General features: G+C 60.3%; 14 protein-coding genes. 7 read left to right on the top strand and 7 right to left on the bottom strand.

From position 1 onward, the window contains the following. Nucleotides 1-119: 119 nt before the first annotated feature. On the bottom strand, nt 120-2,834 hold the full coding sequence (gene secA, locus GQF02_RS03285) for a preprotein translocase subunit SecA (RefSeq protein WP_160794813.1): 2,715 nt from the start codon (nt 2,832-2,834) through the stop codon (nt 120-122). A 231-nt stretch (nt 2,835-3,065) separates the two neighbouring features. Between secA and GQF02_RS03280 the strand changes: the two genes are divergently transcribed. Next, nucleotides 3,066-3,515 (top strand): DciA family protein, encoded by a 450-nt coding sequence (locus GQF02_RS03280; protein ID WP_160794811.1) that lies wholly within the window; start codon nt 3,066-3,068, stop codon nt 3,513-3,515. 127 nt (nt 3,516-3,642) lie between these two features. Beyond that, the gene (locus tag GQF02_RS03275; RefSeq protein ID WP_160794809.1) at nt 3,643-5,286 is read left to right on the top strand and encodes a methyl-accepting chemotaxis protein; all 1,644 of its coding nucleotides are present in this window, start codon (nt 3,643-3,645) and stop codon (nt 5,284-5,286) included. Between the two features lie 63 nt (nt 5,287-5,349). On the opposite strand, the gene GQF02_RS03270 is transcribed toward GQF02_RS03275, so the two are convergent. The 4 genes from GQF02_RS03270 to GQF02_RS03255 all read right to left on the bottom strand — a co-directional run bounded on the left by GQF02_RS03270 (nt 5,350) and on the right by GQF02_RS03255 (nt 9,363). Continuing rightward, nucleotides 5,350-6,420: a sulfate/molybdate ABC transporter ATP-binding protein gene (locus GQF02_RS03270; RefSeq protein WP_124735011.1), complete on the bottom strand. Its 1,071-nt coding sequence runs from the start codon at nt 6,418-6,420 to the stop codon at nt 5,350-5,352. A gap of 112 nt (nt 6,421-6,532) precedes the next feature. Then, a complete protein-coding gene (cysW, locus tag GQF02_RS03265; protein ID WP_124735010.1) occupies nt 6,533-7,408 on the bottom strand; it encodes a sulfate ABC transporter permease subunit CysW in 876 nt (291 codons plus the stop codon). A gap of 8 nt (nt 7,409-7,416) precedes the next feature. Then, nucleotides 7,417-8,253, bottom strand: a complete 837-nt coding sequence (gene cysT, locus GQF02_RS03260) for a sulfate ABC transporter permease subunit CysT (protein WP_124735009.1) — start codon at nt 8,251-8,253, stop codon at nt 7,417-7,419. Between the two features lie 105 nt (nt 8,254-8,358). After that, entirely contained in the window at nt 8,359-9,363 is a 1,005-nt protein-coding gene (locus GQF02_RS03255) for a sulfate ABC transporter substrate-binding protein (protein WP_124735008.1), read from the bottom strand. 218 nt (nt 9,364-9,581) lie between these two features. Between GQF02_RS03255 and GQF02_RS03250 the strand changes: the two genes are divergently transcribed. The 3 genes from GQF02_RS03250 to GQF02_RS03240 all read left to right on the top strand — a co-directional run bounded on the left by GQF02_RS03250 (nt 9,582) and on the right by GQF02_RS03240 (nt 13,905). After that, entirely contained in the window at nt 9,582-10,892 is a 1,311-nt protein-coding gene (locus GQF02_RS03250; protein ID WP_235930041.1) for a DUF3422 family protein, read from the top strand. 55 nt (nt 10,893-10,947) lie between these two features. Continuing rightward, nucleotides 10,948-12,576, top strand: coding sequence for a mechanosensitive ion channel family protein (locus GQF02_RS03245; RefSeq protein ID WP_160794804.1), 1,629 nt, complete (start codon nt 10,948-10,950; stop codon nt 12,574-12,576). A gap of 66 nt (nt 12,577-12,642) precedes the next feature. After that, the gene (locus tag GQF02_RS03240) at nt 12,643-13,905 is read left to right on the top strand and encodes a glutamate-5-semialdehyde dehydrogenase (RefSeq protein ID WP_160794802.1); all 1,263 of its coding nucleotides are present in this window, start codon (nt 12,643-12,645) and stop codon (nt 13,903-13,905) included. A 30-nt stretch (nt 13,906-13,935) separates the two neighbouring features. Here the strand turns inward: GQF02_RS03240 and GQF02_RS03235 are convergent, their stop codons facing one another. Beyond that, complete coding sequence (locus GQF02_RS03235) at nt 13,936-16,056, bottom strand: putative bifunctional diguanylate cyclase/phosphodiesterase (protein ID WP_160794800.1); 2,121 nt, start codon at nt 16,054-16,056, stop codon at nt 13,936-13,938. A gap of 240 nt (nt 16,057-16,296) precedes the next feature. Further along, nucleotides 16,297-16,620 (bottom strand): rhodanese-like domain-containing protein, encoded by a 324-nt coding sequence (locus GQF02_RS03230; RefSeq protein ID WP_124735003.1) that lies wholly within the window; start codon nt 16,618-16,620, stop codon nt 16,297-16,299. Between the two features lie 148 nt (nt 16,621-16,768). Here GQF02_RS03230 and GQF02_RS03225 point away from each other — a divergent pair, with 148 nt between their 5' ends. Then, nucleotides 16,769-18,133, top strand: coding sequence for a glutamine synthetase family protein (locus tag GQF02_RS03225; protein ID WP_160794798.1), 1,365 nt, complete (start codon nt 16,769-16,771; stop codon nt 18,131-18,133). A 117-nt stretch (nt 18,134-18,250) separates the two neighbouring features. Continuing rightward, nucleotides 18,251-18,571, top strand: coding sequence for a hypothetical protein (locus tag GQF02_RS03220; protein WP_160794796.1), 321 nt, complete (start codon nt 18,251-18,253; stop codon nt 18,569-18,571). The last annotated feature ends 104 nt before the right edge of the window (nt 18,572-18,675 follow it).

Here is an 18,675-nt window from a genome sequence, read left to right as displayed (position 1 = left end):
CGTTCCCAACGCGGATAGAATGTAGCTCCTATCATACACCAAAGCTTCCGGCCTCATGACCATGCACGCCGGATAGAAAAAGACCCGGCGCTGCCGGGTCTTGTTAGTGCTCAGCCAGCTTAGGCCAGCTTGCCGTGACACTGCTTGTATTTATGGCCGGAGCCGCACAGGCACGGGTCGTTGCGACTGATGCGTATGCCTTGTGCTGCCAGCACTTCGGGCGCATACGGATTGTCATCCCCCGCCTCGCCCAGTGCCGAGCCCGGCTCCTGATGGGTCAGCGACATGCCGGCCACTTCGTGCGGAGCAATCGCTTCGGCATCGGCCGCGCTATTGACCTGTACCGTCATCAGCACACCGACCACGCTCTTCTTGATGCGTTCCAGCATGTCGGCGAACAGCTCGAACGCCTCGCGCTTGTACTCCTGCTTGGGGTTCTTCTGCGCATAGCCGCGCAAATGGATACCCTGACGCAGATGGTCCATGGCCGCCAAATGCTCGCGCCAATGGTTATCCAGCATCTGCAGCACCAAAGAGCGCTCGAACTGGCGCATTACGCCGTCACCGGCCAGCTCGACTTTGGCCAGATAGGTTTCTTCGGCCAGCTTGAGCACGCGTTCCTTGATCTGCGGAATGTCCAGCGCCGGTTCGGCCTTGATCCATTCGGCTATCGGTGCCTGCAGCTGGTATTCGCCTTCCAGCGCGGTTTCCAGACCCGGGATATCCCACTGCTCTTCCATCGACTCCGGCGGCAGATACAGGTCAACCAGATCGGCAACCACGCCTTCGCGCATATGGGTCACGACGGCGGAGACATCTTCATCTTCCAGGATCTCGTTGCGCTGGCCGTAGATCACCTTACGCTGGTCGTTGGCAACGTCGTCGTACTCCAGCAACTGCTTGCGGATGTCAAAGTTGCGGCCTTCCACCTTGCGCTGCGCGTTCTCGATAGAACGGCTCACCCACGGATGCTCGATCGCCTCGCCTTCCGGCATCTTGAGCTTTTCCATGATGGCGCCAACACGCTCGGAGGCGAAGATGCGCAGCAGCGGGTCTTCCAGACTCAGGTAGAAACGGCTGGAGCCGGCATCACCCTGACGACCGGAACGGCCGCGCAGCTGGTTGTCGATACGGCGCGATTCATGGCGCTCGGTACCGATAATATGCAGGCCGCCGGCCGCCAGCACTGCGTCGTGGCGCAACTGCCATTCGGCGCGGATTGCCGCGATTTTTGCCGCTTTCTCATCCGCGCTCAGGCGCTCGTCCGCCTCGATCGCCTTGATTTCCGGCTCGGGGTTGCCGCCCAGCACAATGTCGGTACCGCGACCGGCCATATTGGTCGCCACGGTAATGATGCCGGCACGACCGGCCTGCACGATGATATCGGCTTCACGCGCATGTTCCTTGGCGTTCAGCACATTGTGCGCAATACCCGCCTTGGTCAGCAGCGTATCGATCAGCTCGGAGTTCTCGATGCTGGTGGTGCCCACCAGTGCCGGCTGGCCGCGCTTCACGCAATCCTGAATGTCGGCGATGATTGCGTCGTACTTTTCCTTATTGGTGCGATAGACCTTGTCCTGCGTATCCTTGCGCACCATAGGCTTGTTGGTCGGAATGACCACCGTTTCCAGCCCGTAAATGCTCTGGAATTCATAGGCTTCGGTGTCGGCGGTACCGGTCATGCCCGACAGCTTGCTGTACAGACGGAAATAGTTCTGGAAGGTAATCGATGCCAGCGTCTGGTTCTCGCGGTTGACTTCGACCCCTTCCTTGGCTTCGACGGCCTGATGCAGGCCTTCGCTCCAGCGGCGGCCCGGCATCAGGCGGCCGGTAAACTCGTCGACGATGACGACTTCGCCATCCTGCACCACATAATGCTGGTCCTTGTGGAACAGGGCGAAACCCTTGAGCGCCGCCATCAGGTGGTGCATCAGCGTGATATTGGCGGCCGAGTACAGGCTGTCGCCCTCTTTCAGCAGGCCCAGCTGTTCGAGGATTTCCTCGCAATGCACATGGCCGGCTTCGGACAGCATGACCGAATGCGCCTTCTCGTCCACCCAGTAGTCGCCCTCGCCATCTTCCACTTCCTGACGCTTGAGCATGGGCGGCACCGCATTCATGCGGCGGTACATCTCGATATTGTCTTCGGCCGGGCCGGAAATGATCAGCGGCGTACGCGCCTCGTCGATCAGGATGGAGTCCACCTCGTCGACCACGGCAAAAGCCAGTTTTTTCTGCACTTTTTCACTGGTGGCAAACACCATATTGTCGCGCAGATAGTCGAAGCCGAATTCGTTGTTGGTGCCGTAGGTGATATCCGAGGCGTAAGCCGCCTGCTTGGCATCATGCGCCATCTGGCTCAGGTTGACCCCGACGCTCATGCCGAGGAAGTTGTACAGCCTGGCCATGATGGAAGCGTCGCGGCTGGCCAGATAGTCGTTGACCGTGATCACATGCACGCCGTTGCCGGTCAATGCATTCAGATACACCGGCAAAGTCGCGACCAGGGTCTTGCCTTCACCGGTACGCATCTCGGCGATATTGCCGTCATGCAGCACCATGCCACCGATCAGCTGCACGTCGAAGTGGCGCATGCCCAGCACGCGGCGGCTGGCTTCGCGGCAGACGGCAAATGCCTCGGGCAGGAGCTTGTCCAGCGTCTCGCCCTGAGCCAGGCGCTGCCTGAATTCTGCGGTTTTGCCCGCCAGTGCATCGTCAGACAGCGCGCGCATTCCCTCTTCCAGGGCATTGATGCGCATTGCTTCCTGACGATACTGCTTGATCAGCCGGTCATTACGGCTGCCGAAAACTTTCTTGAGTAGCGTCGAAATCATTGAGTGATCCACAGGGCCTAGCGGGCCGGAAAAATGCTGTCGAGTTTAGCACATGCGTAGCTATGGTTTATGGGGGCATGGTTGCGATGTATCAAGTCTTGGTGGGATCGGGATAAAAACAACACATAACCGGACACACTGGCACAGTGTACGCACCGCAGGATCTCATACCACAAGCCAGCGCATGATCGCGTAGAATGCAGCACTCTTACCCTTACTTTGCCCCAGCGCATGAGCAGCCAACGCTTCCAGGACTTTGCCCGCCAGAATAACGCCCTGTCCCGGCTCACCGCCGAGGCCGGTGCTTTGCTTGCGCTGGATGCCGCCTTCCAGAAGCTGCTGCCGGCCGAACTGGCCGGACAATGCCGCGCCGTACGCATCCGCGAAGAAGAGCTGGTGCTGTTTGCCGACAACGGCATGGTCGGCGCACGCCTGCGCATGCTGGCCACCGGCCTGCTGCCCACGCTGGCACGTCAGGGCTATATCGCCCAGCGCGCCCGGATACGCATTGCCCCGCAGTATCGCACCGTGGTCCAGCCCAAAGCCCTGCACATCGGCGAACAGGGTATTGCGGCGATAGAGCAGGCCGCGCAAAGCCTGCCGCATGCGGGTCTGGCACAGGCTTTAGCACAACTGGCCAAACACCAGAAAGCGCGTAGCGCTGACTCAACCCCCCTCTAATTCAGCACATTCTATCCAGCAAGCCCCGCTTAATTGACTTGGCGCAAACCATTACCAAGTGCATAAGTTTTAATATTTATCGCTATATAATGCATTTATTAGCTTTAAATCAATCGAGTCACAATCCATGAAGCTGCTCGCCAACCTTAAAATATCTACTCGCCTCTACGCCAGCTTTGCTCTCATCACGCTACTGATGTCGGCCGCCGGTTTCAGTACCTATCTGGGCCTATCCAAAGTTCGCAATGAGCTGCTGAGTATCAGCGAAATCAACCAGGTCAATCTCAACATTACCACAACTATGCAGGTGAACCAGTTGGAGCAGCGCATCATCCTGCGCACCTTGCTGTCCACTCCGGCGGGCGCCGAGACCCAAGCACTGCAAAATAAGTTGCTGCAGGTACAACAAGCTTATGCCCAAGAAGAACAGAAACTGGAGAACATACTGAACCATCCAGAAACACTGGAACAAGAACGCGTTCTAAGCAAACGCATCCGGCAATATCGGCAAGAGATCCAGCAATACACGCAAAAACTGCTGCAAGCTGCGAATCAGGGGCACTACGCCGAAGCCGAGGCCATCATCAAACTCAATATGGCCCCCATCAACCGCGACTGGCAAAAGGCGCTGCACGAGCTGGCCGAACTGGAAATGACATCCACCCAAGAGGACACCAGCCATGCGCTGGCGAATATCGACCAGGCGGTACTGATCATCGCGCTCAGCAGCGGTGTCGCCATACTGGCCAGCCTGCTGCTGGGCACGGTTCTCGCACGCTCGATCACCCGCCCCATGGATACGGCAGTCGACCTGACCGACGCGCTGGCGCACGGCGATTTAAGCCGCGAGGCTCCCATCGAACGCCAGGATGAAATCGGCCATATGTTGGGTGCGCTGAATAACAGCCTTGCCAAACTGTCGCAGACCCTGCATCAGGTCAAATCCAGCACCGGCGCGGCAGTCGGCATGGTCGAAGAACTGGCCTGCGCGGCCGGGCAGGTCCACGTCGCCAGCAACAAGCAGTCGGAAGCGGCCAGCGCCAGTGCCAGCGCAGTTGAGCAACTGACCGTCAGCATTGCCAGCGTCGCCGATGCCGCCCAAGACCTGCGCGGCAAGACACAGCAGAACCTGGCCATCAGCCAGAGCGGGCTGGGTGAAATGCAGACGCTGGAACGGGACATGGGGCATATGGAGACCGTGATCAGCCAGCTGTCCAGTTCGGCGCAGGACTTTATCGACAACACCCAGGCCATCAGCAAGATGACGCAGGAAGTGCGCGACATCGCCGACCAGACCAACCTCTTGGCACTGAATGCCGCCATCGAGGCGGCGCGCGCCGGCGAACAGGGGCGCGGCTTTGCCGTGGTGGCGGACGAAGTACGCAAACTGGCAGAAAAATCGGCCAAATCCGCCGCCGAGATTGACCACTTCAACGCCAAGCTGGGCGAGAAGTCGGCTTCGCTGGCCGATGTGGTGCAGCAGGGCATCGATACACTACAAGCCAGCCGCGCCTGCTCGGACCGTGTCTCCGCGCTATTCCGCGAGAACGATAGCGTGCTGCAGCAGGCCAATGCCGATGTGGAAGGCATCGCCAGCTCGATAGACGAGCAGCGCACGGCCAGCAGCGAGATTGCGCGCAATATGGAGCAGATGGCACAGATGAGCGAGGAAACCACCGCCGCCATGTGCAATATCAGCGAAAATGCCGCCCAGATTGCCGGTGCAGCCAAGGCGCTGAATCAGGACGTCAGCGTCTTCCGCCTGCGTTAAGACGCAGGGAAACAGAGAAGGGCGTGTCCATCCGGACACGCCCTTTTTTTGGCGACCACACGCTTAAATCGCGTAATCCTGTGCGCCGACAAATACCGACAGTTTCTTGGGCGTGACAAACACCTTGTCGCCCAGCATCAAGCCCAGCTCGCGGTAGCGATCCTTGCTCAGCGCCACCTCGATCGCGTCGCCGCTATCCGGCGCCACCTCGATGCGTACCAGCGGGCCGACCGCGTGGATGTGCTCGATGCTGCCCGTAGCCAGCGCCCCGCCGGCAAGGCGGCTGATATCCAGATCATGCGGGCGCACATAGGCAACCGCGCTATCCGATGCCGCCTGTGCACCGTCATCCAGCGCATGGGCAAAGTTGCCATGGGTGAAATGGCCGCCATCCACGCGACCATGGAACAGGTTCACATCGCCCAGGAAGCGGGTGACAAAAGGCGTGGCCGGGTTTTCGTAGATATCGTCCGGCCGGCCGATCTGCTCGATATGGCCGTGATCCATCACCACCACCCGGTCGGACACTTCCAGCGCCTCTTCCTGATCGTGGGTGACGAACACGCTGGTGATGTGCATCTGGTGATGCAGGTCACGCAGCCAGCGACGCAAGTCCTTGCGCACCTTGGCATCCAGCGCGCCAAAAGGCTCGTCCAGCAGCAGTACGCTAGGCTCGACTGCGAGGGAACGGGCCAGCGCGATACGCTGGCGCTGGCCACCGGAGAGCTGGGCCGGATAGGCATCGGCCAGCCAGTCAAGCTGTACCATTTTCAGCAGCTTCATCACCCGCTCGCGGATTTCCTCGCGCGACGGGCGCAGCTTGCGCGGTCGCACCGACAGGCCGAAGGCCACATTGTCGAATACGGTCATATGGCGGAACAGCGCATAGTGCTGGAACACGAAACCGACCTGACGCTCGGAGACATGCGTATGGGTAGTGTCGGCACCGCTGAACAGCACCTGGCCGGCATCGGGCTGCTCCAGCCCGGCGATGATGCGCAGCAAGGTGGTCTTGCCGCAGCCGGAAGGGCCGAGCAAGGCCAGCAGCTCGCCCGATTCAACCTTGAGGCTGACATTATCCAGCGCGGTGAAATTGCCGAAGCGTTTTTCGATATTACGAATTTCGATGCTCATGCTGTGTTCCTTGCGGGATCCGGGACTCGCGAGCCGGGATCCGTCCTTGTTATCTGCCTGCCTGTTGTTGCCAGCCACACTGCGGGCTCCGCACCCCGGACCCCTATCCCTTCTACACCAATGCTGCTCTGGCCTGCTGTGTCCTGACCAGCGAGGCCTCGTGCTGACGCTCGATGCGCCACTCGATCACCGTCTTGATGGCCAGCGTCACCAGCGCCAGCATGGCGAGGATGGAAGCGCAGGCAAAAGCCCCGACAAAGTTGTATTCGTTGTACAGAATCTCGACATGCAGCGGGATGGTATTGGTCTCGCCGCGGATATGGCCGGATACCACGCTGACCGCACCGAACTCGCCCATGGCACGCGCATTGGTCAGGATCACCCCGTACAGCAGGCCCCACTTGATATTGGGCAGGGTCACATGCCAGAACGCGGCAAAACCCGAGGCGCCCAGCACGATGGCTGCCTGTTCTTCATCCTGCCCCTGCGCCTGCATCAGCGGAATCAGCTCGCGGGCGACAAAGGGGAAAGTCACGAACACGGTGGCCAGCACGATGCCAGGCACGGCAAAGATGATCTGGATATCGTGTGCCGACAGCCAGTTGCCCAGCCAGCCATGACTACCAAACAGCAGGACGTACATCAGCCCGGCCACCACCGGCGACACCGAAAACGGCAGGTCGATCAGCGTGGTCAGCAGGCTCTTGCCGCGAAACTCGAAGCGGGCAATCGCCCACGCTGCCGCCACGCCGAACACCAGGTTCAGCGGCACCGAGATGGCGGCGGCAATCAGCGTCAGCTTGATCGCCTGCCAGGCCTCGTACTCGGTCAGCGCCGCAGCGTATAGCTCCCAGCCCTTGGACAGGGCTTCCCAGAACACCGATACCAGCGGCACCAGCAGAAACACCAGCAGGAACAGCAGGGCAAACGTGGTCAGCGCATAGCGCACCCAGGCTTGCTCGCTGGTCAGTAGACTACGACTCGCCATGACTCACCTCACTTCATGCCGTGGCGGCGACTGGTCCACCACTGCAACAGGTTGATCGCAAACAGCACGCTAAACGACAGCATCAGCATCACTACCGCCACCGCGGTCGCGCCCAGATAATCGTACTGTTCGAGTTTGGAGATAATGATCAGCGGCGCGATTTCAGACACCAGCGGAATATTGCCGGCGATAAAGATCACCGAACCGAATTCACCGGTGGCACGGGCAAAAGCCATCGCAGAGCCGGTCATCAGCGCCGGTAAGGTCGCCGGAAAAATTACGCGGCGGAAAATCTGCCAGCGATCGGCGCCAAGACAGGTGGCCGCCTCTTCCAGTTCGCCCTCCAGATCCTCCAGCACCGGCTGCACCGTGCGCACCACAAACGGCAGACTGACGAAAATCAGCGCAATCACGATGCCGGTCGGGGTAAACGCGACCTTCAGGCCCAGCGGTTCAAGATACTGGCCCAGCCAGCCATTGGGCGCATAAATGGTCGTCAGCGCGATACCCGCGACAGCCGTAGGCAAGGCAAAGGGCAAGTCGACCAAGGCATCGACAAAACGCTTGCCGGGAAAGCGGTAGCGCACCAGCACCCACGCCACCAGAAAGCCCATCACGCAATTGATCAAGGCTGCCAGCGCAGCCGTGCCAAAAGACAGCTGCAAAGAGGCCACGACACGCGGCGCACTGACGGTCTCCCAAAATGGGCCCCAGCCCAGTTCGGAGGACTTCAGGATCAGCGCCGCCAGCGGCAGCAGCACGATCAGCCCCAGCCAGAAAATGGCATAGCCTAGCGACACGCCGAAGCCGGGCAGCACGCTGTAACGTTTGGCAAGAAAAGTCATATTCGGAATCCGGGATCAGGCATCATGGACTGGGGATCCGGGATCCGGGATCTGCGCCCCATTCCCGAGTCCCTGATCCCTGGTCCCTGATCCCATTCTTAAGCCTTATTTTTTGGTGTAAATCTGGTCAAACACGCCGCCATCGGCAAAGTGGGTCTTCATCGCGCCATCCCAGCTGCCGAATACTTTTTCCACGGTAAAGGTTCTCACCGGCGGGAACTGGCCGGCGAACTTGGCCAGCACCTGCGGGTTTTGCGGGCGCAGATAGTTCTGTGCGGCCAGGGTCTGGCCTTCGCTGCTCCACAGGTAGGCAAGATAGGCCTCGGCCTGCTTGCGGGTGCCCTTCTTGTCCACCACCTTGTCCACCACGGCGACCGGGTTCTCGGCCGCCACGGTCAGTGTCGGGTAAACAATCTCGAAACTGCCGCGACCGAATTCGCGCGCAATCATTTCCGCCTCGTTTTCGAAGGTCACCAGTGCATCGCCGATCTGGCGCTGCATAAAGGTGGTGGTGGCGGCACGGCCGCCGGTGTCCAGTACCGGCACATTGCCAAACACCTTGCCAACAAAGGCCTTGGCCGACGCGTCATTGCCGCCGGGCTGCTTCAGCGCCCAGCCATAAGCGCCGAGATAGGCATAACGGCCGTTACCCGAAGTCTTGGGGTTGGCAATAATGGCTTGTACCCCCGGGCGAGCCAGATCCTTCCAGTCGCGAATGGCTTTAGGGTTGCCCTTGCGCACCAGAATCACCGTCGCCGAAGTAAACGGCACGCTGTTATTGGCCAGACGCTTGGCCCAGTCCTTGGGCACCAGCGCGCCACGCTCAGCCAGAATATTGATGTCCGGCGCCTGATTCATCGTGATCACATCGGCTTGCAGGCCATTGACCACGCTCATCGCCTGCTTGCTCGAGCCGCCATGCGACTGCTGCAGCGTCACCGTCTCGCCATCCTTGGCTTTCCAGTATTTCTGGAAGGCCGGGTTGTAGTCCTTGTAGAAGTCGCGCATCACATCGTAAGAGACGTTCAGCAAAGTCACGTCGGCGAAGGCAGAGACGCTGGCGGACGACAACAGCAGGGCGGTCAGTGTTTTCAGGGCAAGACGTTTCATCGGATTTTCCTTGGCGGTACGGATTGCAAGCAGGATACCCAGATAGCTTTATTTCCAGAAAGACTGTTGTGAAATACTTTTATTCCACAAAGAAATAAAGCGCCACCTCTTAATACCTGCCCTTGTGCACACCGGGCAGCAGGCTTGCCAGCGCTCGGGCCTGCGATGCAATATGGCTACATATTTTCATGCGCCAGCCGCTCACAAAGGAAATCCTCTTGAATGCCCAATACCGGCCCGACCAGATCCCTGCGCACCCGCTACGCCAGGCACTGAATGACGAAGCGCATGCCCGGCCACCCGCGGCCATTCTGGCACCGGCACGACTATCAACGCTGACGCTGTTTTTTGACCGCGACAGTGGCGGCCAGCAAGAAGCACTGGAACAACTGACCGGACAACTGGGTTTTCCCCCGCCTACCCGTGGCCAGGCCCATTACCGCGCCGAAAAGGATGGTTTGCTGCTGCGCTGGTCGCTGCATACCGAGTTTGCCCGCTACACCTTTGTGCAACACGGCCAGGGGGCGCAGGATTTTGAAGCCACCGCACTGGATGCCATCCCCCAAGCTTGGCTTGCCAGCCTGCCAGGGCTGGCGCTGGTCGGCATTCATGCCCTGCTCTTGCCATCCTCCGCCGCGATACCGGACTCTCCGCGCGCCATCGCCGGGCGCTGGTTCGATGGCCATGGCCTGATCGGTGCCGAAATCGGCGACGGAAATGGTGTGGTGTATACCGACTTGCGCCTGCATCCCGACTCGCGTCTGGCTGGTGGTTTCTCGCGGCTGGTGGTGATAGACCGCGACATGGGGCCACGTCAAAGCGGGCGCATGTTGCAAAGGCTGTTTGAAATCGAAGCCTACCGCATGCTGGCGCTGCTGGCGCTGCCCATGGCCAAGGCGCAAATGCAGACGCTGGACGAACTGGGACTTGCCTTGCGCGCCATCACCGAACGCATGAGCCAGCCCGACAGCGACGACGCGACCATGCTGGGCGAACTCAGCCAGCTCTCGGCGGCGACCGAAAACCTGATTGCACAAAGCCAGTACCGCTTTTCGGCAGCGCATGCCTATTACCAGCTGGTCGAGCGGCGCATAGGCGAGTTGCGCGAAAGCCGCCTGCCCGGCCTGCAACCGTTCCGCGAATTCATGGCGCACCGTCTGGAGCCGGCGATGGATACCTGCCTGACCATCAGCCGGCGCCAGGACAGACTGACGGCCCGTTTGCAACGCGCAACCGCCTTGCTGCGTACCCGGGTCGAGGTGATTAACGAGGAGCAGAACAAAGCGCTGCTGGCCAGCATGGATAAGCGCGCCGAATTGCAGCTGCGCCTGCAACAGACAGTCGAAGGTTTGTCGGTCGGTGTGCTCACTTATTACGCAGTCGGCCTGATAGGCTACGCGGCCAAGGCGGTGAAGGCCGCCGGTGTGCACCTCAATGCCGAACTGCTCACCGGGCTATCCATTCCGCTGGTCGCGCTGGGCGTCTGGTGGGGCGTACACCGGGCCAAGCAGGCACTGGGGCATCGTTAAGCCGGAAAACACGGCGCGGATATGCCATGTTTAATGCATATCAAGGGAGCACACCATGCCCATGCGCCGCCTGTTATTACTATTGAGCCTGATCCTTGCCCTGCTGCCTGCCGTCGCCTGGCCGGCCGAAGCAGGCCCTGCTCCGACACCGGCGACGCTGACCATCGCCAATCAGATGCTATTTACCTTCCGCGCCGATTTCGGCGAAGTGAATCCGGCACAAAGAGCCGAGCGTGCACGCCAGCGCATTGCCGCGCTGGATGATGCCGACCTGCAAAGACCGGTGATGAGCACGCCATTTGTAAGCAATGGTGTGGCGGGGCTGCGCTTCATCATTCACGGCAAACCGCTGTTCTCCATCATCGAAGCAGACCTTGATCCTTCCGATAACCTCAATCTGCTAGCGACCGCCCAGCAAGTCCAGCAGCGGCTCAATACGCTGCGCCTGACTTATCTCGAACAAAGCTCGCCGGAACAGATCGCACGCTCAGCCGCGCTGGCGCTGGCGGCAACACTGGCGCTGGCGCTGGCGCTATGGGGGCTTAAACGCCTGCACCGGCGCGCCGTCGAGCGCGTACTCAAGCGCCCGCTACGCGCGCACCGCTGGCTGAAAGACAGGCAGGACTTCGAGGGCATTTTGCGTACGCTGGAGCAGCGCCTGCTCGATATGTCGGCCTTGGTCGGTGTGCTGCTGCTCTTGCATGTGTGGCTGAGTTTCGTGCTGACCCGCTTCCCCTATACCCGTCCCTGGGGGCAGCAAATAGGGCAGTCGCTGTTCGATCTGCTGGCCAATATCGCCGACAGCGTCCTTGGCGCGCTGCCAGGGCTGGTCAAGGTCACGGTAATTTTTCTACTGACCCGGCTGACCATACGCGGGCTGGACCTGCTGTTTAATGCTGTTGAAAGCCAGCGTCTGAGCCTGCCCGGCCTGTATCAGGAAACCGTCGGTGCCACACGCCGCCTGACCTCGCTAGCCCTGTGGCTGTTTGCCCTGACCGCCGCCTACCCCTATCTGCCGGGCTCCAATTCGGATGCATTCAAGGGCATCAGCGTGTTTTTCGGCCTGATGGTCACGCTGGGCTCAACCGGCATCATGACTCATGCCATGAGCGGGCTGGTGCTGGTCTACTCGCGCGCCCTCAAACCGGGCGATCTGGTACAGGTGGGCGATGTGGATGGTTTTGTCAGCGAACTGGGCACCCTGTCGACCAAGATCATTACCCGCCACGGCAATGAAGTCACCCTGCCCAACTCGGTCGTGGTCGGTGGCAAGGTCATCAATTACACCCGTCAGGCCGGCGACCGCGGCCTGCCGCTGACGACCAAAATCACCATCGGTTACGACACGCCATGGCGTCAGGTGCACGCCATGCTGGAGCTGGCGGCACGGCGCACTGCGGGACTGAATCAGAGCGAAGCCCCCATCGTGCGCCAGCTGAATCTGCAGGATTTTTACATCGAATACGAACTGGAAACACGCATGCCGCTGGACGCCAAGCCGCCGGCAGTCAAAACCGCACTGCACAGCCAGATTCTGGATGTGTTCAACGAGTTCGGCGTACAGATCATGTCGCCCAACTTCGAAAACCAGCCCGAAGAGGTCGTGCTGGTCAGCAAGGAAAACTGGTATGCCGCGCCGGCACAAGCGGCCAGCAGCACAGCCCAGCCACCATCGGCCAGCTAGAGACTGGCGGCGGGTCTGCAAGCTGGGGTAATCTTTAAGCCATATCACCCAGCGGAAATTCAGAACATGGACATTCAGGAATACATGCAGAACGTCGGCCAGGCCGCACGCCAGGCCAGCCGCGAGATTGCCCGCGCCGATACCCGGCAGAAGAACGCCGCGCTGGAAGCGATGGCCTCGGCCATCGAGCGCGATAGCGAAAAACTGCTGGCCGCCAACCGCCGCGATGTCGAACAGGCGGTAGCGGAAGGTCTGGCACCGGCCATGGTCGACCGCCTGACCCTGAATGCGAGCACCATCGCCTCGATGGCCGAAGGCCTGCGCCAGATCGCGACCCTGCCCGACCCGGTCGGCGAGATGGACGATTTCTGCTATCGCCCGTCCGGCATCCAGCTGGGCAAGATGCGCGTACCGCTGGGCGTGGTCGGCATCATCTACGAGGCGCGGCCGAATGTGACTGCCGACGCCGCCGGCCTGTGCCTGAAATCCGGCAACGCCACCATCCTGCGCGGCGGGTCGGAGGCCTTCCACAGCAATCAGGCCATCGCCGCCTGCGTGCATGAAGGCCTCGCAGCCGCCGGCCTGCCGCAAACGGCCGTGCAAGTATTGGAAACCACCGACCGCGCCGCCGTCGGCGCGCTGATTACCATGCCCGAGTATGTGGATGTGATCGTGCCGCGCGGCGGCAAGGGGCTGATCGCACGCATCAGCGCCGAGGCGCGCGTGCCGGTGATCAAGCATCTGGATGGCAACTGCCACAGCTATGTGGATGAAAAGGCTGACCTCGCCAAGGCGCTGACCGTGTGCGACAACGCCAAGACCCACCGCTACGGCACCTGCAACACCATGGAGACGCTGCTGGTGCATCAGGCGGTAGCGGCCGAATTCCTGCCGCAGATTTGCGCCATCTATGCCGCCAAGGGGGTGGAGATGCGCGGCGACGCGGCCACGCGCGCCATAGTCGGCGCAGACAAGGTGGGCGCGGCGAGCGAGGAGGACTGGTTTACCGAATACGCGGCAGCGATTATCGCCATCCGCGTAGTCGACGATCTGGACAGCGCCATCGCCCATATCAACCACTACGGCAGCCACCACACCGACGCCATCCTGACCGAAGACTACAGCCGTGCACGGCGCTTCCTGCGCGAGGTGGACTCCAGCTCGGTGATGGTCAATGCCAGCACCCGCTTTGCCGACGGCTTCGAATACGGTTTGGGCGCCGAGATCGGCATCTCGACCGACAAGATCCACGCGCGCGGCCCGGTCGGCCTCGAAGGGCTGACCAGCCAGAAGTGGGTGGTACTGGGCGACGGACAGATCCGCAGCTAAAGACAAGCCGGGCGCCGCAAGGCGCCCGCTTCAGACATGGCGCAAACGGCCAGCCAGAAGGCTCTCGTCCGGCGGATCAAGCCGTGTCAGCAAGGCAAGTACGTCACCAGCAGGCAAGGGACGGCTGAAGTAATAACCCTGTACCCGGTCACAGCCGTATTGCTGCAGCCATTGCAGCTGTTCGGCTGTCTCCACGCCTTCAGCCAGCGTCTTCAGGCCTAGCGTTCTGGCCAGGCTGATGATGGCCTGGACAATGGCCCGATCATCGGCATCATCCGCCATATCGGTCACAAAAGAGCGGTCTATCTTCAGCGTTTCCAGGGACAAACGCTTCAGATAGCTCAGCGAGGAATAACCGGTGCCGAAATCGTCGATGGAGACCTTGATCCCCATCGCCTCCAATGCACCCAGTATTGCCACGGCTTCCTGCGGCCGGCGCATGGCGACACTCTCGGTCAGCTCCAGCTCCAGCAGCCGGGCGGGAAGATGGTATGTCTCCAGCAAACTGGCGATCTGCTGCGGCAGGTTTGCCTGCTGGAACTGGGCCGCCGACAGATTGACCGCCACCCTGACCGGCAAATAGCCGGCTTGCTGCCAGTCGCACAACTGGCTCAGCGCCTGATGCAGTACCCAGTCGCCCAGCGCGATGATCATGCCGCTTTCTTCTGCAACCGGAATAAACTCTAGCGGGGAAACCCAGCCCAGCCCGGGGTGCTGCCAGCGCAGCAACGCCTCCAGTCCGATCAGCTGACGACTGGCAATATCATATTGCGGCTGGTAATGCAGGCTGAGCTCACCCCTCTCCTGAGCATGGCGCAAGGCGCTTTCCAGCTGCAAATGGCGTGCACTTCTGGCCAGCAGATCCGGTTGGAAGCAACGCCAGGTATTCCGCCCATCGCGCTTGGCGTGATACATCGCCATATCGGCACAGCGCAACAGGGTGTCAAAGTCGCTGCCATCCTGCGGATACAGAGCGATGCCTATGGATGAAGTCACACTGATATCGTGCCCCTCCACCGCACAGGGCAGCGCCAGCTGTTCGCTCAGGCGCTGAATCAGCGCAACGGCATCCTCGGCATCACTGTCCGGCAATAGCAGGATGAATTCGTCCCCGCCCAAACGCGCGACGCTATCGCTATGGCGGACCTGCGCCGACAAGCGCTGAGCCTGCAGGCACAGCAGGGCATCGCCTACCGTGTGTCCCAGCGTATCATTGATATGCTTGAAGCCATCCAGATCAATAAATACCAGCGCCAGGGAAGGAATCCTGGCGGCAATGGCCGAGGTAAACTGCTCGGCCAGCGATGCGCGGTTGATCAGGCCGGTCAGCGAATCGTGCCGGGCCAGATAACGCAGTTGCCGCCCGGTCTGTTCGCGCTCGGTCACGTCCTGAGCCAGCGAAATCACCCCCAAGGTGCATCCTGATTCGTCGACCAAGGTGGTATTGAACCACTCGCACTCGATGATGCGGCCGTCACGTGTCAGGTTGGCGTTCTGGCTGTGTGAGCCCCCGTGCTGTTTAAGCAGGGCTTCCAGCACCCCCTCGCTCAACATCTGGCGAGCGGGCTCCGGCAGGATAAAGTGCGCATGCCGACCCAGCGCCTGCTCGCGGCTATGGCCAAATATTTTCTGTGCCGCCGGATTCCAGTCACGCACACAAAAATGCGCGTCCCACTCTATCATCGCCAGTGCAGTCTGCTCGCGCAGCAAATGCTGGCGCTGGCGCGAAGCCCGTAATTCGTGCTCGGTCTGCCGCTGCCCGCTCAGGTTTTCTACCAGCGCAATGCCGCCACAGACCTGGCCGGTCACGATGACGGGAATCAGCTCCACCCTGAGGGCAAACACCCGGTGGTTCAGCGTGGATTCGTAATCACCCTGATACACACTGCGCTGCCCGGCCAACACCGCCTGAACAGCGGAGAGCATCTTTCTGTCATTCACCGAGAGCAGACTCAACCCAAGTACCTGCTCGCGGCGCAGGCTCAGGTGCAGCAGCAGGCTGTCATTGCAATCGGTTACCACGCCTGCCGCGTCGAAATGCAGCGCGCCAACTGCCATATGGCTGAATATCTGCCGGTATTTGGCTTCGCGTTGCTGCAAGACGCCCAGCATCACGTCCTTCGCCTTGATATCCGCAGGTCCATTTATCATGTTTTGACGACATGGGCTCAGCTCGCGGGCGGCGTGAGGAGCATCAGCATCCCAGACCGCGGAATCGTTTTCTATCGTCGACATGGCATTGGAGAAAGAGGAAGGGGACTGACAGGAATAATCTTGGCCTTGCCGTGCACTATTCCCGCAGCGCGAATTCACGGGAGAAATCCCAATGTATGAATATTAATTAATATCATACCAGAACAGCATCCACCCCTTTACCCCAAGATTTTGCTTTCAAGGCTGTGCAAATAGCTTGCGTGCTTCCGCCACCCCGCCAAGATTGCGTACCTCGGTATAACCCAGTGCCCGTAGCTGCTGCTCGGCCTCTGCCGAACGCCGTCCACTGCGACAGTACAGTGCAATCGGTGCATTCTTGTCCGGCGCACTCTGGGCGATGGTGCGGGCAATACTGTCCAGCGGCAGGTTAAGCGCGCCCTGTACATGCTCTTGGGCAAATTCATCCGGGGTACGTACATCAATCAGCAACGGTGAGGCCGATACCAAAGTCGTCGCGAGCAGCAAACAGACCGCCGTAAATAAAGAGGATAGGTGTTTCATGACAGGCTCTCATCAGTAAAGCCGGTAATTATGCAACAACATGTTGCGGATGGCATACTCTGTATATCAAAGCGCAATAGACGCTAGGCCATCGACGCGATGGCAGACAGACGGAATCCCCCTGCAAGCAAGGAAACCGAGGAGAGATATGTCACAAGCGACCCCAGCAACCGAACGGCTCGCACAGCAGGCCGGCTGGCTGAACGAACACCAGGTGCGCGATGTAGAAATGTGCTTCGCCGATATCAGCGGCTTTGCCCGCGGCAAGACGCTGCCTGCCGCTGCCTTTATCCGCGGCCAGGAGCTACGCATTGCGCGCGCGGTGCCCATCCAGAGCTGTACCGGTGATTTTCCCGACTACCGCTTTTATGGAGAGCAGGACCCCGATGTCGCGCTCGTGCCCGATCTGAATACGATGCGTCTGGTACCGTGGGCGCGCACGCCACGCGCACTCGTTATTTGCGACTGTGTCGATCTGGACGGCGAGTTGACCCCGCTGGCACCGCGCTCTGTACTGAAAAAGGTGCTGGCCCGTTACGATGCACTGGGTTTGACGCCTATCGTGGCGCCCGAACTGGAGTTTTACATCTTCGCCGCCAACCCGGATGCGGACGCGCCGTTCCAGTCGCCGCAACTGCGTAGCGGACGGCGCGAAACCGGCTTCGATTCATTCAGCTTTTCCACGCTCAACGATCTGGAAGCCTTTTTCGACGATGTATACCGCGCCTGCGACACGCTGGGCATCAAGACCGATACCTGGGTACACGAAATGGGCCCCAGCCAGTTCGAAATCAATCTTCAGCACGGCCCGGCTCTGCAATTGGCCGACCAGACCTTTTTGTTCAAGACCGCACTCAAGGAAATCGGCAACCGGCACGGGCTAAATGTAGTGTGCATGGCCAAGCCGCTGGCCGGCCAGCCGGGCAGCTCGATGCATATCCACCAAAGCCTGGTCGATCAGGCCGGCAATAACGCCTTCAGCCAGAAAGATGGCAGCGAGAGCGCGCGTTTCTTCCACTACCTTGCCGGCATGCAGCGCTATCTGCCGCATTTGATGCCGCTATTTTGCCCCAGCCCCAACTCCTACCGTCGCTTCGTCAAGGGTCTGGCTGCGCCGGTCAACCTGAGCTGGGGCATCGACAACCGCTCGGTCGGCTTGCGCGTACCGCGCAGTGGCCCACAGGCGCGGCGGGTGGAGAACCGCCTGCCCGGCTGTGATGCCAACCCCTATCTCACACTGGCCGCCAGTCTGGGCGCCGGGCTATTAGGGATAGAGCAGGAACTGGTGCCAGATGAAGCCATCACCGGCAATGTTTTCCTCGGAGAAGACAAAGCCAGCCTGCCGCGTACACTGGACGCGGCGCTGGTACTGATGGAAGCACACGAAACGGCAGAAGCGCTGTTCGGCGGCGAATTTGCCCGTGCCTATGTCGCGGTCAAGGAGCTGGAGCTGAGCAGTTTTCATGGCGAGATTACGCCATGGGAGCGGCGTTACCTCGCTACGCTGGCCTGATTATGCATTTTAGAAACCAATTGCTATTGAAATAGCCCGGTAAACGCAGGACGATGGCGCTTTGCTTTTCACGCCAAACCAAACACCATGTCCCGCTTACCCTGCTCCGCTGGCCTCATGCTGGCTACCGCCCTGTTCTGGGCGGTGCCAGCATGGGCCGCCCGCTCGACTCCCTCGCTTGAACTATTGACCCTGAGCGCGCCGTTCAAAGTTGCCCAATGTCTGGAAAGCGGCATCAAGGGGTGGAAAATACCGCTGGATTACATAGACAGTACGCAAGAAACGGCCGAGCGTTATAGCCTGCGTCTGACTAACCCGGCCACCGGACGTTCAGGCTTCGAGGTGGTGATGGAGCCGGGGCTGGTGCGTCTGTTCGAACGCGGACCCAAACTGTCGCGACAATGGATCCGGCTGATCCGCCGTTGCGCGGGAAACTGAGCAATACGCCCAGCGCAAAAGCGATGCCTCAGTTACAAATTGGTACATATGTGTTTTGGACGTGGCTAACACATAAAACAGCACCTATCGCATGCCGTAAACAC

The organism is Craterilacuibacter sinensis, from assembly GCF_009831765.1.
Lineage (GTDB): Bacteria > Pseudomonadota > Gammaproteobacteria > Burkholderiales > Chromobacteriaceae > Craterilacuibacter > Craterilacuibacter sinensis.
Note: the sequence above shows the minus strand (reverse complement) of the source record. Positions and strands in the feature narration are given on the sequence as shown.

Excerpts from the sequence above, each read along its gene's own strand:
- GQF02_RS03220 (WP_160794796.1), top strand. The coding sequence starts at position 18,251 with ATGCTGGCTACCGCCCTGTTCTGGGCGGTGCCAGCATGGGCCGCCCGC.
- GQF02_RS03225 (WP_160794798.1), top strand. The coding sequence starts at position 16,769 with ATGTCACAAGCGACCCCAGCAACCGAACGGCTCGCACAGCAGGCCGGC.
- secA (WP_160794813.1), bottom strand. The coding sequence starts at position 2,834 with ATGATTTCGACGCTACTCAAGAAAGTTTTCGGCAGCCGTAATGACCGG.
- GQF02_RS03245 (WP_160794804.1), top strand. The coding sequence starts at position 10,948 with ATGCCCATGCGCCGCCTGTTATTACTATTGAGCCTGATCCTTGCCCTG.
- GQF02_RS03275 (WP_160794809.1), top strand. The coding sequence starts at position 3,643 with ATGAAGCTGCTCGCCAACCTTAAAATATCTACTCGCCTCTACGCCAGC.
- GQF02_RS03255 (WP_124735008.1), bottom strand. The coding sequence starts at position 9,363 with ATGAAACGTCTTGCCCTGAAAACACTGACCGCCCTGCTGTTGTCGTCC.
- GQF02_RS03270 (WP_124735011.1), bottom strand. The coding sequence starts at position 6,420 with ATGAGCATCGAAATTCGTAATATCGAAAAACGCTTCGGCAATTTCACC.
- cysT (WP_124735009.1), bottom strand. The coding sequence starts at position 8,253 with ATGACTTTTCTTGCCAAACGTTACAGCGTGCTGCCCGGCTTCGGCGTG.
- GQF02_RS03280 (WP_160794811.1), top strand. The coding sequence starts at position 3,066 with ATGAGCAGCCAACGCTTCCAGGACTTTGCCCGCCAGAATAACGCCCTG.
- GQF02_RS03240 (WP_160794802.1), top strand. The coding sequence starts at position 12,643 with ATGGACATTCAGGAATACATGCAGAACGTCGGCCAGGCCGCACGCCAG.
- GQF02_RS03230 (WP_124735003.1), bottom strand. The coding sequence starts at position 16,620 with ATGAAACACCTATCCTCTTTATTTACGGCGGTCTGTTTGCTGCTCGCG.
- cysW (WP_124735010.1), bottom strand. The coding sequence starts at position 7,408 with ATGGCGAGTCGTAGTCTACTGACCAGCGAGCAAGCCTGGGTGCGCTAT.
- GQF02_RS03235 (WP_160794800.1), bottom strand. The coding sequence starts at position 16,056 with ATGATAAATGGACCTGCGGATATCAAGGCGAAGGACGTGATGCTGGGC.